Genomic DNA, 14,409 nt, shown 5'->3' with positions numbered 1-14,409 from the left:
CTTACCTTCTGTGATAGTTCGGAGCTTCCACGGTCATCTGGATGTCGTGGGGGTGGCTCTCCTTGAGGCCCGCTGCCGTGATCGGCATGAGCTCGCAGTCGGTGTGCATCTGCTCGATCGTGCGGCAGCCGGCGTACCACATGCCCTGGCGCAGCCCGCCGATGAGCTGGTGGGCGACGGCCGCGACCGGCCCGCGGTAGGGCACCTGCCCCTCGATGCCCTCGGGGATGTACTTGTCGTCGCCGCCGACGTCGGCCTGCGCGTAGCGGTCCTTGCTGAAGGAGGTGCCGCCGCGCTCGCGGTTGCGCACCGCGCCGAGCGACCCCATGCCCCGGTACGACTTGAACTGCTTGCCGTTGATGAAGATCAGCTCGCCCGGCGACTCCTCGCAGCCGGCGAGCAGCGAGCCCAGCATGACCGTGTCGGCGCCGGCCGCGATGGCCTTGACGATGTCGCCGGAGTACTGGAGGCCGCCGTCGCCGATCACCGGCACCCCGGCCGGTGCGCACGCCTTGGACGCCTCGTGGATGGCCGTGACCTGCGGCGCGCCCACGCCGGCCACCACGCGGGTGGTGCAGATGGAGCCGGGGCCGACGCCGACCTTGACCGCGTCGGCGCCCGCGTCGACCAGCATCTGGGCGCCCACCCTGGTCGCGATGTTGCCGCCGATGACCTGGACCTGGCTGTTGGCCTTGAGCTTGGCGATCATGTCGGCCAGGCCCTTGGAGTGACCGTGGGCCACGTCCACGACGACGACGTCGACCCCGGCCTCGATCAGCGCCTTGGCCCGCAGCTCGGCGTCGCCGCCGACGCCCACGGCCGCGCCGACCAGCAGGCGGCCGTCGGCGTCCTTGGTGGACAGCGGGTACTGCTCGCTCTTGGTGAAGTCCTTCACCGTGATCAGGCCGCGCAGCCTGCCGTCGGGGTCGACCAGGGGAAGCTTCTCGATCTTGTTCTGCCGCAGCAGCGCGAACGCGTCGTCGCGCGAGACCCCCACCGGCGCGGTGACCAGCGGCATCTTGGTCATGACCTCGCGCACCGGACGGGTCTGGTCGGTCTCGAAGCGCATGTCGCGGTTGGTCACGATGCCGACCAGCGTGCCCGCCACGTCCGTCACCGGCACGCCGGAGATCCGGTACGTCGCGCACAGCCGCTCGACGTCGGCCAGCGTGTCGTCGGGGCTGCAGGTCACCGGGTTGGTCACCATGCCGGCCTCGGACCGCTTGACCAGGTCGACCTGCTGGGCCTGCTCCTCGACCGACAGGTTGCGGTGGAGGATGCCGATGCCGCCTTGGCGCGCCATGGCGACCGCCATGCGGGCCTCGGTGACGGTGTCCATGGCCGCGGAGACGAGCGGGATGGACAGCGTGATGTCCCGTGACAGACGGGATCTGGTGTCGGCCTCACCTGGTTGGAGATCGGAGTAGCCGGGCACCAGCAGCACGTCGTCGAAGGTCAAACCCATCTCGGTGAACTTGGACATGCCTCGGCCCCCTCCTGACCTCTGCGCTGATTGACCTAAGTCTAGGGCCTGCCTCCAAAACGCAACGAAGCCGGGAGCACGACGGCCCCACGCCCCGTCGTGCGCCCGGCCTCGCCGTCCGGAACGCGCAAAGTGCAAGGGGATGGGACGGTCGGTGATCCGTCCCATCCCCCGGCCACCGGCACCCAGGCCTGGCGGCGTGTTCACGCCACCGAACCCCCCTCCGCGTCCTGATGGCGGCTGCCGCAAGGCCCCGCTTCAGGGTGCCGACGCTAGGTAAAGCCTGCGTCACTCAACGGCACGACGCAATGTGAAAACGTGCAATTGCACGAAGTTGCACGTTCCGCCGACGTTTCCCCGGCAAGCCCCGGACACGCAGGCGGTACGGGGTTATCCTCGCGGCACGCCCGTGTCCCCCCGACGGAGCCGCCCATAATGCGTAACCAGCCCAGGCGCGTCGCAGAGCCCTTCGAGACGCTGGGCCTCGACCCGGCGCAGACCGCCCTTTACACGGCGCTGCTACGCCTGCACAGGGCCACGCGCACCGACCTCGCCCAGGCCATGGACGGCCCCGTCGAGAAGGTCGGCCGCCAGCTCGACGACCTGGTCAGGCTGGGGGTGGTCGACGAGCGGTCCGGCGAGTACCTGGCCAGGCACCCGGCGGCGGCGCTCGGCCGGGTCATCGCCGAGCGGCTCGACCGGCTGGCCGAGGAGAGCCGCAGGATCGACTCCGCGCTCGGCTCCATCCGCGGTCTGATCCACGACTACGACGCCGGCCGCGATTATCAGAGCGGCACATTCCCGGTGGAGATGGTGAACGGCGCGGACGTCCTCTACGAGAGCGTCGTCGGCATAGCCGTGCAATCGCCGCCCATGGAGTTGTTGACCGCAATCCCGGACGAGCGCACAATGGCAGACTTTGTTCGTAAATTTGCGGACCCATGGATTGATGCGCAAAAACGGCAACTTCTTACCGTTCAGGCGATCATTCCGGTCTCCACGCTGAGCCTGCCGGGCGTACGCGAGCAGCTCACCCGGCTCCTCGACACCGGCGGCAAGGTGCGCACGCTCGACCGGGTGCCGAGCTGGTTCATGACGGCCGGGCCCGAGGTCGCCGGCCTGCCCGCCCTGTGGGGCGGCAACCTGCCCGACCACGCCTACAACTTCTACCTGGTGCGCACGCCGATCGTCGTCGGCATGCTGCGCTCGCTGTTCCAGGAGCTCTGGGGCCGGGCCGTGCCGCTGCCCTGGGGGCGCAGGGGCGACGGGATGGTCCAGGTGCTCCGCCTGGCCGCGCAGGGCGTGTGCGACGACTCCATCGCCCGCCAGCTCGGCGTCTCCGTCCGTACGGTGCGCGCGAGGTTCGCCGACGCCATGGCCGAGCTGGGCGCGCAGTCGCGCTTCCACGCCGGTGTGGAGGCCGCCAGACGGGGATGGCTCAGCTAATACTCTCCGCCGGGGCCGCTTCGGTCATATGGTGGGAAGGTGCTGGAAGACGTCCCCCGCGACCCGTTCGCGGACGACCCGAACGACCCGTCCTCGGCGATGGGCGCTCTCGACGACGCCGAGCCACTCACCGCGGCCGAGCGCGACGAGGCCATCACCGACCTGGCAGACGTCGAGGTCTTTCGCTCCCTGCTCGAACCGCAGGGGGTGCTGGGCCTCGTGCTCGACTGCCCCGAGTGCGGCGAGCAGCACTTCTTCGACTGGGAGCTGCTGCGCGGCAACCTTCGCCAGATGATCGAGAAAGGCCAGCCCCAGGTGCACGAGCCGGCCTTCCACCCCGACCCCGCCGACTACGTCAGCTGGGAGTACGCCCGAGGCTATGTCGACGGCGTCATCGACACGGAGGAGCGCCGCTGATCGACTTCCTCCGAGACATCGTCCAGTAGCGCGCCCAGCAACCGCACCGCAGGGTCGGACGAGTCCCGCGCCCGGCCCCGCGCGACCGTGTCGAGCAGCTCGTCGGTCTTGAGCAGGTCGTCGGCCTCGAGAAGCGCATGGAGCTCGTCCTCCGGCGTCAAGCCGACTCCAGCTCGGCCATCTGCCTCAACCTGGCCAGCGCCCGATGCTGGGCTACGCGGACCGCACCTGGTGACATACCGAGTACATTACCGGTCTCCTCGGCAGACAGCCCCGACACCACCCGCAACAGCAGCAACTCCCGCTGGTTGTCGGGCAGCCTGGCCAGCAGCCTGCGCGCGTGCTCGACCTCGATGTAGCGGACCACCGTCTCCTCGGGCCCCGGGCCGTCGTCGGGCCCGTCGGGCAGATCCTGGGTGGGCACGGCCGAGCGCACCGAACTGCGCAGCGCGTCGGCCACCTTGTGCGAGGCGATCCCGAACACGAAGGACGCGAAAGGCCGCCCCATGTCCCGGTATCGCGGCAGCGCGGACAACACCGCGATGCACACCTCCTGGGCTACGTCATCGGCAATGTGATATTGCCCTGAAACCCTGCCCAGCCTGGCGCGGCAATACCGCACCACCATGGGACGCAACTCCCCGAGCAGGGATTCGATCGCACTGCGATCTCCCTGCACGGCGAGGCTCGTCAGTTCCCTAAGGTCGGAGTCATCCGTCCGTGCCGGAAGTCTCGACGCGAGCCTTACCCCAATTTTGGCGTCGGCGACGCTTCCCTCGCTCACGATAGGCATGATGCCCGCACTGATCGGGCCTGTCCCCATGGCGAACGGCTACGGATTGGTCACATTGAAGCGACGATAACTAGCAGTAATCAGCCGACCACACTAAGCCTGATGAGCTGACATAATGTTTCACTCCATAAGCCGAAATGCACGACAATTGCCAGACCCCGACGCTTAACCGGCACTACCGGTTTACTCCAATAATCCACCTCTTCCCCCATTTTCCCCCGCCCCCGCCCCCTTCCACCCCACAAGCCCCACCCACATTTCCCACCCCCCGAAACCCGCCAGCACCGTCTCCGTTACCCGCACGGCCCGCCCACCGCCCCGGGGCCCCGCCCCCGCCCTGGGTACGCCCCCTGGAAACCAACGATCCGCACCGAAGGGGCCGAGACGTCCTGTCGGCGGGCCCAGGACCGGACCGAGAGAAGCCAACGGCCTTTGCTGCCCTTGGTCGTCGCAGGGCGCTTTCCCGCGAGCGGACGGCATACTTGCGGCTCGCGCAGCAGGGTCTGAGCAACCAGGAGGCGTGCCAGATCGCCGGCATCAGCTCCCGCCCCGGCCGACGGTGACGTAACGGCCGTACCCCCGACCGGCAAGCACGTGGGCGCTTCCGATCTCATCGGTGGCGCTTCCGCCAGATCGCACGCAAGCTCGGACACGCGCCCTCGACCATCAGCCAGGAGCCCCACAGCAACCGGCACTCCGGCAACGGCCAGTACCGACCGCATGCCCCCAGGCCAGCGCCGACGCGCGGCACCCACCCACGCCCCAACCCCAGCGAGATCGGGCAGAACTTTGAGTTACGGGACTACCTGCAAGAGCACCTGCACAAGCACTGGAGCCCAGAGCAGGTCATGCCGGCCCGCTACAGCACCCCATGGTCGTGATCAGCGAGCGGCACGCCGAACCCCTGGCACACCGACCTGGTAGCCGGGCGGGTGAGGGATGTTCAAGGGGCCAGATCTGCGGCCAGGACAGCATGGAGGTGTTCATCGTGAAGCCGGCCGTCACCGAACCTCTTCGCTGATCGCATCACGCCTTCCAGCACGAACCCCGACTTCTGCGCCACCCGGCACGAGGCGTGATTCTCGACGGCATGAGTGAGGACGATCCGTGCGAGCTGCAGCGTGGTTGTCGCCCATGTCGTGACCGCCTGGACGGATGCGGTGGCGGCGCCACGGCCGCGCGCCCAAGGCGCAATCCGGTATCCGATCCGGGCCTGAGCGTTCTCCAGGTCAAGCCCATGCAGCGCGATGTTGCCGACGTAGCGCCCGGACCCGGTGTCGAGGATCGAGAACGTGGCGTGCGTTCCGTCTGACCAATCGGCGCCTTTGAGGCAGTCCGCAACGGCTGCGGCCTCGTCCTCGATACGGCAGCGGGGATTCCAGAGAAGCACGTCCGGGTCCCTGGCAAGGCGCAGGACCTCCGGAGCGTCCGCCGTACTGGGCGGCCGGAGGACGAACTTCGCCGTGGACAGCTCGACCGACACAGGCGGAGTAGGGGGCATATCTCGAAAGGATGCCATGAAGATCGCCGAATGCGCCCGTGCTTGGGCCTCCTTCAAGCGGGCCGGTCCGGCCTGCCCGAGGAACGCCCGGCGTCCGAAGACACCGCGAGTCCGCACCGTCGCTGGGCCGGCTGCGGCCAGTAACCGATCACGTGTTGCAACGCCCCGTCGAATCCGCCAGACCAGGGACGGGCCATGGAAAGCCGACGGCCCGCACCGGCGAGACCGGGGGCGGGCACTGGAAAGCCGACGGCCCGCACCCGAGGGAACCGGGACGGGCCGTGGGAAGCCGACGGCCCGCGCCGGAGGGAACCGGGCGGGCCGTACGGGCGCGGGGGAAACAGGCGGGTCAGTGGCCGTGACCGTGGCCGTGGCCCTGGCCGGCGGCCGGAGCCTCCTCCTCGGGCTTGTCCACCACGAGCGCCTCGGTCGTCAGGAGCATGCCCGCGATCGAAGCCGCGTTCTGCACCGCGGACCGGGTCACCTTGACGGGGTCGATGACACCCTGGGCGATCAGGTCGACGTACTCGCCGGTGGCGGCGTTGAGGCCCTGGCCGGCGGGCAGCTCGGCGACCTTGTGGGTCACCACGTAGCCCTCCAGGCCGGCGTTCTCGGCGATCCAGCGGGCCGGCTCGACCAGCGCGCGGCGCACGACGCCGACACCGGTGGCCTCGTCGCCGGTCAGGCCGAGGTCGTCGAGCTCCTTGCCCACGTGGATGAGGGCCGAGCCACCGCCGGAGACGATGCCCTCCTCGATCGCGGCGCGGGTCGCGGAGATCGCGTCCTCGAGGCGGTGCTTCTTCTCCTTCAGCTCCACCTCGGTGGCGGCGCCGACACGCAGCACACACACACCGCCGGCGAGCTTGGCCAGACGCTCCTGCAGCTTCTCGCGGTCCCAGTCGGAGTCGGACTGCTCGATGGCAATCTTGATCTCCTTGACGCGGTCCTCGATCGCCTGCTGGTCACCGGCGCCGTCGACGATGGTCGTGGCGTCCTTGGTGACGACGACGCGGCGGGCCGTGCCGAGCACCTCGAGGCCGACGTGCTCCAGCTTGAGGCCGACCTCTTCGCTGACGACCTGGCCGCCGGTGAGGATCGCCATGTCCTGGAGCATCGCCTTGCGGCGGTCACCGAAGCCCGGGGCCTTGACGGCCACGGAGGTGAAGGTGCCGCGGATCTTGTTGGTGACCAGGACGGCCAGGGCCTCGCCCTCGACGTCCTCGGCGACCACGAGCAGCGGCTTCTTGGTCTGGGCGATCTTCTCCAGCAGCGGCAGGAAGTCGGCGATGGAGGAGATCTTGCCCTGGGTGAGCAGGATGTACGCGTCCTCCAGGACGGACTCCATGCGCTCGGGGTCGGTCACCATGTAGGCCGACAGGTAGCCCTTGTCGAACTGCATGCCCTCGGTGAACTCGAGCTCCATGCCCATGGCGTTGGACTCTTCGACGGTGAGGACACCGTCCTTGCCCACCTTGTCGAACGCCTCGGCGATCAGCTCGCCGATCTTGGCGTCCTGGGCGGAGATGGTGGCGACGTTGGCGATCTCCTTCTTGTCGCCCACCTCGCGCGCGCTGGCCAGCAGCCGGTCGCTGATCTCCTTGGCGGCCTTGTCGATGCCACGCTTGAGCGACAGCGGCGAGGCGCCGGCGGCCACGTTGCGCAGGCCCTCGCGGACCATGGCCTGGGCCAGCACGGTGGCGGTGGTGGTGCCGTCGCCCGCGATGTCGTTGGTCTTGGTGGCAACTTCCTTGGCGAGCTGGGCGCCGAGGTTCTCGTAGCGCTCCTCCAGCTCGATCTCACGAGCGATGGTCACACCGTCGTTCGTGATCGTCGGCGCACCGAACTTCTTGTCGATGACGACGTTACGGCCACGCGGGCCGAGGGTTACCTTCACGGCGTCCGCGAGGGCGTTGACACCGCGCTCAAGCGCGCGACGGGCGTCCTCGTCGAACTGCAGGATCTTCGCCATGCTGAAAGTCCTCTCCTGGCGTCGAAAGCCCCGGGCCCTCAAGAGCGCCCGGGGCTCGACACAACCGGCTTACTTCTCGATGATCGCGAGAACGTCGCGGGCGGAGAGCACGAGGTACTCCTCGCCGCCGTACTTGACCTCGGTGCCGCCGTACTTGCTGTAGAGGACGACGTCGCCCTCGGAGACGTCGAGCGGAATACGCTTGTCGCCGTCCTCATCCCAGTTGCCGGGGCCCACCGCGAGGACCTTGCCCTCCTGCGGCTTCTCCTTGGCGGTGTCCGGGATGACCAGACCGGAAGCGGTGGTCTGCTCTGCCTCAAGCGGCTGAACCACGATGCGGTCGCCGAGCGGCTTAACGGGAACCTTGGTGGCGGTCGTCACGATCGGACCTCCCCTTCAGATTTGAATGATCTAGAAGAGGCGACCAGCGGGGCCTGCCGTCGCGGGTGTCAGACCTGCCTCGTCGCACGTTGGCACTCTCAAGGTGAGAGTGCCAACAGGAAACATATGCAAGAGGGCCTTGACAGTCAACACGAACGCGTCTGCTCAGAGCGATCAGACGTAGGAACCCTCGGTCAGATCGGCGACGACGCCGGGCCGGGAGGGGTTCCAGCCGAGTTCGGCGCGCGTGCGTGTCGCGCTGATGCGCTGGCCGAGCGCCAGGGCCTCGGCGAAGCCGGCCCCCAGCACCTGGGCCGCCTCGGCCTGCGGCCAGGGCTCGGCCTGCGGCTTGACGCCCGCGGACCGGGCCGCCGCCTCGGCCACCTCGGCGACCGGCACGGCCTCTTCGCTGATGCCGTGGTAGACGCGGGCGCCACCCCTCTCCAGGACGGCCACGACGAGCTCGGCCAGGTCGTCGACGTGCACGAACGTCCAGGTGTGCGGCTCGCCGCCGGCGGTGACGTAGACCCCGGCGCCGCGCTCGACGGCCTGCGCGCGCATCATGGCGGGGATGCCGCCGCCGCGCCCGTGGACGACGCCGGGCCGGATCACCGAGCCGCCGCCGTCGATGACCAACTGCTCGATCTCGTGCCGGTACGCCACGAGCGGAATCGGGTCGGCCGGGCTGTCCTCGTGCCCGTCGGCGGTGGCGCCCAGCACCCACACGCCGCTGGTGAAGACCACCTTCCGGCCCGACGCGGCGAGCACGCCGATCGCGGCAAGGTCGGCCTCCTTGTCCCCGCCGAGCTGGGCGGCGACCACGATGGCGTCGATGTCCGGGGTGATCGCGGCGGCCAGCCCCGCGACGTCGGCCAGGTCTCCGTGACGCTCGTCCGCCACGCCCGGCACGCGCCGGGACCCGTCGGCGGCGGGCCGCACCAGGACGGCCACCTCGTGCCCCTGCTCGGCCAGCCGCTCGACCACCGCGCCGCCGATGTACCCCGTCGCGCCCAGCACCAGCACCTTCATGATGAACCTACCTCGAAAATTTCTACGTTGAACATTTCGACGTCGTGGACAGTACCGCACGATGCCGAACATTTCAACATCGAAGCTTTGGTAGGGTGAGCCTCGTGGATGACGCGGTGGACGTGATTCTCGGACAGTGGGCGCGGACACGGCCCGACGTCGACGTGTCCCCGATGGGCGTGATCGGCCGGATCTCGCGCGCCTCGCGCCTGCTGGAGCGCGGCGTGAAGGACTTCCTGGCCGAGCACGGGCTGGAGGCGTGGGAGTTCGACATGCTGGCCACGCTGCTGCGCAGCGGCGCCGACGCCACCATGTGCATGAAGGACCTGTCCAGCTCGGCCATGGTCAGCCCCGGCGCGCTCACCAACCGGATGGACCACCTGGTCCGGCGCGGCCTGGTCCACCGCTGGCCGGCGCCGCACAACCGGCGCATGACGCTGGTCGCCCTCACCGACGAGGGCAGGAGGGTCGCCGACGAGATGCTCGTGCTGCACGCCGCCAACGAGGAGCGGCTGCTCGCCGGGCTGGCCGAGGGCGAGCGCGAGGCCCTGGCCGGGCTGCTGCGCAGCCTGCTGGTCTCCCTGGGCGACACCTCCCTGTGAGCGATCCCGAGCCGCGAGCGGCCCCGAGTCACGAGCGGCCCCGGATCGCGCGTGGTCCCCAGTTGTGAGCGATCCCGAGTTGTGAGCGGAGTGCGTACATGGATCTCGACGCCTTCGGCGAGCTGCTGACCCCGCGCGGGCAGCGGGCGCTCGCCGAGGCCGCGGAGCTGGCCGGGACCGATCCGGTCGCGGCGGCGACCAGGCTGCGCCGCACCTACGACGCGGCGCTCACCTCCGCCGCGCTGACGCAGGCGGCGCTGCGCGAGCGCGCCGCGGCGAAGTTCGGCGCGGACGCCGCGGTCATGTACTTCACCCCGCACGGCCTGGAGCAGTCCACCCGCCGGGAGGTCGCCGACCACCGCGCCCGGCGCATGGGCGCCGGACGGGTGATCGACGCCTGCTGCGGGATCGGCGGCGACCTCCTGGCGCTCGCCCGCGCCGGCTGCGAGGTCGACGCCGTCGACCTCGACCCGCTGACCGTCGCCGTGGCGAGCGCCAACGCCGACGCGCTCGGGCTGGCCGACCGGGTGCGGGTGCGCGTGGGCGACGCGGCGCGGGTCCGGCCCGAGGAGTACGACGCGCTGTTCGCCGACCCGGCCCGGCGCAGCGGCAAGGGCCGCACGTTCGACCCCATGGCCTACTCGCCGCCCTGGCCGGTCGTGCTCGACCTGGTCGCACGGGCGCCGCGGGCCTGCCTCAAGGTCGCCCCCGGCATCCCGTACGAGTTCATCCCCGAGGGCGCGGAGGCCGAATGGGTCTCCTACAAGGGCGAGGTCAAGGAGGCCACCCTCTGGACCGGCCCCCAGGTCGGCCCCGCCCGGCGCGCCACCCTGCTGCCCGGCGGGCACACGCTGACCGCCACCGGGGTCCAGGCCGCCGTCGGCCCGATGGGCCGCTACGTCTACGAGCCCGACGGCGCCGCGATCCGGGCCCACCTCGTGGGCGAGGTGGCCGAGCTGATCGGCGGACGCCTGCCCGACCCCATGATCGCCTACATCACCGCCGACGAGCCCGGCCACACCCCCTGGGCCTCCGGGTACGAGGTGGACGAGGTCATGCCGTTCTCGCTGAAAAAACTCCGCGCGGCTCTCCGCGAACGGCGGATCGGAAATGTCACCATCAAGAAACGCGCGTCGGCGATCGACATCGAACGCCTGCGCGCCGATCTCCGCCTTTCCGGCGAGAACTCGGTCGTCATTATCCTGACCCGCATTCTCGATAAGCCTTCAGTTATCATCTGCAACCCCCTCCCACCTGCCTGAACACTCCAAAGCGGTCATTCTTCCGCTAAATACGATCTTTCACTTCGACGCCGCCTGACCTTGATCGAAAGGCTAAGGTGGACGGGCGGGAGTTCTCCCCCTTATGCGGTAACCCGCGTACTCGCCCTTTCATCTGCAAACCGGACCTATCCCACCGCTGCGCGGCAGACCGTCGGCGAGCGAAGGAGCCTTTCGGTGGACCATTCCAACCACACCACCCTTCTTCAGGCAGGCGGCCAGTCCGCCATCTCCGAGAGGATGCGAGACCTCCTCGCGCGCGCCGCCCAGGACCATGTCTACGAGCAGCGCACCCAGGGAGCCGTGCTCGACGAGATCCGCCAGCGTCTTGAAGGCATGGAGTGGCTGCTGCGCGAGGTGCGCGAACGCGAGCTCGGCGGCCTGAGCGGCACGCTCGAGGCGGTGAGCGGGCGGCTCGACGACATCACCGCCAAGCCGCCGATGTGGGCGGAGGGCCTGGCCCAGCACGTCGAGGCCGTGCGCGACCACGTCGACGCCGTCGGGGAGAAGATCGGCCACATCGACGCCCGGGTCGCGCCGGTGGCCGAGCTGCCGAGCCTGTGGGCGGACCTGGGCACCGTGGGCGAGGCCGTCGACGAGGCGCTCAAACGCCTGCAGTCGGTGCTCGACACCACCGACGGCATCACCCAGAACATGTCCGGCTTCGCCGCCAAGCTGACGCAGCTCAACTCCAGCATGGAGGCCGCGGCCAGCCGCTTCACCCGGCTCGACAAGTCGGTGGCCGACCTGTCGGGCCGCGCCGAACGGGTCGAGAGCGTGGTCGGCGAGCTGGCCGAGAGCGTCGCGGCCACGTCGCAGCAGGTCGCCGTCAAGATCGACGCGGCCGAGCAGCGCCTGACCGGCCGCCTCGACGACACCGACCTGCACATCGCCGCCCGCCTCGACGAGGCCGACAAACGCCTGGCCGGCCGCCTCGACGAGACCGACGAGCGGCTGACCCAGCGCCTGAACGAGCGGCTCGACCGCGCCGACGAGCGACTGGCGGCCAAGCTCGACGAGGGCGACCAGCGGCTCACGGTCCGGCTGGCCGACGTCGAGCAGCGGCTCACCGCCCGCCTCGACGAGGCCGACCAGCACCTCGCCGTCCAGCTCGGGGAGAGCGAGCTGCGGCTCAGCGGGCGGCTCGACGGCGTCGACTCCCGGCTCGACCGGGTCGAGGGCCGGCTCATGGGGCTCGACACCCGGCTCACCGGGTTCGACGGCCGGCTGGAGTCGGCCGACGAGTGCCTGGCCGACATCGACACCAGGCTCGACGGCGTCGACGGCCGCATCAGCGGCGTCGACAAGCGCCTCACCTCGGTCGACGGCCAGCTCGGCGGCCTCGGCAAGCGCATGGGCACCATCGACGGCCACCTCGTCCGCCACGACGACCGCTTCGACGCCCTCGACGGCCGCCTGAGCGCGCTCGACGACCGCGCCTCGGCCACCGACCAGCGCCTGGCCGAGACCGCCGTGCGCAGCGAGGGCCGCTTCAACAAGCTCGACAACCAGATGGAGTCGATCGACGAGCGGCTGGTCGAGGCGGAGGAGCACCTGATCACCCGGTTCGACACCCTCGACGGCCAGTTCAGCGGGCTCGACAGCCGCTTCAACGGCCTCCACACCCACCTCAACGGCCTGGCCGCGCGCGCCGATCAGGCCGGCGAGCACCTGGAGTCGGTCGACGACCGCATCGAGGCCATGAACCAGCACGTCAGCCAGCTCCCGGCCGCCCTGGCCATCCCCGAGCGGGTCGGCGAGCTCATCGAGTCGCAGGCCGGCGCGCAGGCCGACCGCCTGTCGGCCGCCGCCGACGCGCTGACCGAGCTGGTGCGCTCCCGGCCCGACCGCGAGGAGCTGAGCGAGACGGTCAGCGGCATCGTGCAGCCGGCCACCGACGACCTCACCAAGCGGCTGGCCGCGCTGGAGGAGACCATGCTGGCGCTGGCCGAGGCCCTGCTCCGGCCCACCAGGACCAAAGACTGACCCGCCCGGCGGTGGGGCACGTCCCGCGCCTCACCGCCGGCCTCCGGCCCGCCAGGGCTCAGACGTGGACCGTCGTGATCGGCAACGACGAGTCCGCCGGGATCTCCAGGGTCGAGGGAGTGACCCCCGCCGCCACCAGGTCGGACCCCAGGGCGGCGACCATGGCCCCGTTGTCGGTGCACAACCCCGGCCGGGGCACCCGCAGCCGCACGCCCGCCGCGTCGCAGCGCTCCTGGGCCAGCGCCCGCAGCCGCGAGTTGGCCGCCACGCCGCCGCCGATCAGCAGGTCGTGCACGTCGTACTTCCTGCACGCCTGCAACGCCTTGCGGGTCAGCACGTCGACCACGGCCTCCTGGAAGGAGGCGGCCACGTCGGGCACGTGGATCGACTGCCCGGACGCCTCGCGCGCCTCGACCCAGCGGGCGACGGCGGTCTTGAGCCCGGAGAAGGAGAAGTCGAGCGTGCCGTCGTCGATCTTGCCCCGGGGGAAGGTGACGGCCGTGCCGGAGCCCTCGCGGGCGGCCCGGTCGATGTGCGGGCCGCCGGGGAAGGGCAGCCCGAGCACCCGGGCCACCTTGTCGAACGCCTCGCCGGCCGCGTCGTCGACGGTCGAGCCGAGCGAGATGACGTCTTCGGCCACGTCGGGCACCAGCAGCAGCGAGGAGTGGCCGCCGGAGACCAGCATGGCGATGCACGGCTTGGGCAGCGGCCCGTGTTCGAGCTGGTCGACGGCCACATGGGCGGCCAGGTGGTTGACGCCGTAGAGCGGCACGCCGAGGCCCAGCGCGTACGACTTGGCGGCGGCCACGCCCACCAGCAGCGCCCCGGCCAGGCCGGGCCCGGCGGTGACGGCGATGGCGTCGATGTCGGAGAACTTGAGCCCCGCCTCGGCCAGCGCCGCCTCGACCGTGGGCGTCATGGCCTCCAGGTGGGCGCGGGAGGCGACCTCGGGCACCACGCCGCCGTATCGGGCGTGCTCGTCCATGCTGGAGGCGATGGTGTTGGCGAGGAGCGTGTGGCCTCTGACGATGCCGATGCCGGTCTCGTCGCACGACGTCTCGATGCCCAGGACCAGGGGTGCGTCAGCCATCCAGCTTCCTTCTCATCATGATCGCGTCGGTGCCGTCGTCGTAGTAGCGGCGGCGGATGCCGATCTCCTCGAACTCGAAATGCCGGTAGACGGCCTGGGCGCGCGGGTTGTCGGCGCGTACCTCCAGGAAGATCTCGCGCGCACCCCTGCGCCGCGCCTCGGCCAGCAGCTCGGTCAGCATCGCGCTGCCGATGCCGGTGCCCTGGTGCTTCTCCAGCACGGCGATGGTCTGCACGTCGGCCTGGTCGGACGCGACCGCGATGCCGCTGTAGGCGACGATCTCGTCGTCGGCCAGGGCCACCACGTAGTGGCGCGAACGCGGCATGTCGGCCAGCTCGCCGCGCATCATGCCCTCGCTCCACGCGTCGAGCGGGAACGTGGCCCGCTCGATCGCCATGACCGCGGGCAGGTCGGCCTCGGTCATCGGCCGCA

14 protein-coding genes are annotated in these 14,409 nt (G+C 70.3%); 5 read left to right on the top strand and 9 right to left on the bottom strand.

Annotation, left to right across the window (positions count from 1 at the left end; genetic code table 11):
* Nucleotide 1: 1 nt before the first annotated feature.
* Entirely contained in the window at nt 2-1,483 is a 1,482-nt protein-coding gene (gene guaB, locus AB0J46_RS33705) for an IMP dehydrogenase (RefSeq protein ID WP_364338157.1), read from the bottom strand.
* Between the two features lie 435 nt (nt 1,484-1,918).
* Here guaB and AB0J46_RS33700 point away from each other — a divergent pair, with 435 nt between their 5' ends.
* Nucleotides 1,919-2,929 carry a LuxR C-terminal-related transcriptional regulator gene (locus tag AB0J46_RS33700; RefSeq protein ID WP_364338156.1) on the top strand — a complete coding sequence of 337 codons (1,011 nt, stop codon included), beginning with the start codon at nt 1,919-1,921 and terminating at the stop codon, nt 2,927-2,929.
* Nucleotides 2,930-2,968: 39 nt separating this feature from the next.
* Nucleotides 2,969-3,346, top strand: coding sequence for a DUF5319 domain-containing protein (locus tag AB0J46_RS33695; protein WP_090930411.1), 378 nt, complete (start codon nt 2,969-2,971; stop codon nt 3,344-3,346).
* Here the strand turns inward: AB0J46_RS33695 and AB0J46_RS33690 are convergent.
* The 6 genes from AB0J46_RS33690 to AB0J46_RS33665 form a co-directional block, all read right to left on the bottom strand.
* The gene (locus AB0J46_RS33690; protein WP_364338155.1) at nt 3,307-3,507 is read right to left on the bottom strand and encodes a hypothetical protein; all 201 of its coding nucleotides are present in this window, start codon (nt 3,505-3,507) and stop codon (nt 3,307-3,309) included. The two genes, AB0J46_RS33695 and AB0J46_RS33690, sit on opposite strands and share 40 nt — an antisense overlap.
* Entirely contained in the window at nt 3,504-4,139 is a 636-nt protein-coding gene (locus AB0J46_RS33685) for a sigma-70 family RNA polymerase sigma factor (protein WP_090930520.1), read from the bottom strand. Before AB0J46_RS33685 ends, AB0J46_RS33690 begins: the two co-directional genes overlap by 4 nt.
* A gap of 943 nt (nt 4,140-5,082) precedes the next feature.
* Nucleotides 5,083-5,622 carry a GNAT family protein gene (locus tag AB0J46_RS33680; RefSeq protein WP_364338154.1) on the bottom strand — a complete coding sequence of 180 codons (540 nt, stop codon included), beginning with the start codon at nt 5,620-5,622 and terminating at the stop codon, nt 5,083-5,085.
* A gap of 367 nt (nt 5,623-5,989) precedes the next feature.
* The gene (groL, locus tag AB0J46_RS33675) at nt 5,990-7,609 is read right to left on the bottom strand and encodes a chaperonin GroEL (RefSeq protein WP_364338152.1); all 1,620 of its coding nucleotides are present in this window, start codon (nt 7,607-7,609) and stop codon (nt 5,990-5,992) included.
* A 69-nt stretch (nt 7,610-7,678) separates the two neighbouring features.
* On the bottom strand, nt 7,679-7,993 hold the full coding sequence (gene groES, locus AB0J46_RS33670; protein ID WP_226899011.1) for a co-chaperone GroES: 315 nt from the start codon (nt 7,991-7,993) through the stop codon (nt 7,679-7,681).
* Between the two features lie 171 nt (nt 7,994-8,164).
* Nucleotides 8,165-9,019 (bottom strand): NAD-dependent epimerase/dehydratase family protein, encoded by an 855-nt coding sequence (locus AB0J46_RS33665; protein ID WP_364338151.1) that lies wholly within the window; start codon nt 9,017-9,019, stop codon nt 8,165-8,167.
* A gap of 104 nt (nt 9,020-9,123) precedes the next feature.
* Between AB0J46_RS33665 and AB0J46_RS33660 the strand changes: the two genes are divergently transcribed.
* From AB0J46_RS33660 to AB0J46_RS33650, 3 genes are all read left to right on the top strand, one after another.
* The gene (locus AB0J46_RS33660) at nt 9,124-9,621 is read left to right on the top strand and encodes a MarR family transcriptional regulator (RefSeq protein WP_364338150.1); all 498 of its coding nucleotides are present in this window, start codon (nt 9,124-9,126) and stop codon (nt 9,619-9,621) included.
* 98 nt (nt 9,622-9,719) lie between these two features.
* Nucleotides 9,720-10,883: a class I SAM-dependent methyltransferase gene (locus tag AB0J46_RS33655; protein WP_364338149.1), complete on the top strand. Its 1,164-nt coding sequence runs from the start codon at nt 9,720-9,722 to the stop codon at nt 10,881-10,883.
* A 195-nt stretch (nt 10,884-11,078) separates the two neighbouring features.
* Complete coding sequence (locus AB0J46_RS33650) at nt 11,079-12,887, top strand: hypothetical protein (protein ID WP_364338148.1); 1,809 nt, start codon at nt 11,079-11,081, stop codon at nt 12,885-12,887.
* A gap of 58 nt (nt 12,888-12,945) precedes the next feature.
* On the opposite strand, the gene tsaD is transcribed toward AB0J46_RS33650, so the two are convergent.
* The gene (gene tsaD / locus AB0J46_RS33645; RefSeq protein WP_364338147.1) at nt 12,946-13,977 is read right to left on the bottom strand and encodes a tRNA (adenosine(37)-N6)-threonylcarbamoyltransferase complex transferase subunit TsaD; all 1,032 of its coding nucleotides are present in this window, start codon (nt 13,975-13,977) and stop codon (nt 12,946-12,948) included.
* Nucleotides 13,970-14,401 (bottom strand): ribosomal protein S18-alanine N-acetyltransferase, encoded by a 432-nt coding sequence (gene rimI, locus AB0J46_RS33640; RefSeq protein ID WP_364338307.1) that lies wholly within the window; start codon nt 14,399-14,401, stop codon nt 13,970-13,972. The genes tsaD and rimI overlap by 8 nt, the downstream gene beginning before the upstream one ends.
* Nucleotides 14,402-14,409: the final 8 nt, after the last annotated feature.

Origin of the sequence: Nonomuraea sp. NPDC049758 (assembly GCF_040674635.1) — a bacterium.
Taxonomy (GTDB): domain Bacteria; phylum Actinomycetota; class Actinomycetes; order Streptosporangiales; family Streptosporangiaceae; genus Nonomuraea.
The sequence above is the reverse complement of the archived record's forward strand: the minus strand, read 5'-3'. Positions and strand labels throughout refer to the sequence as shown.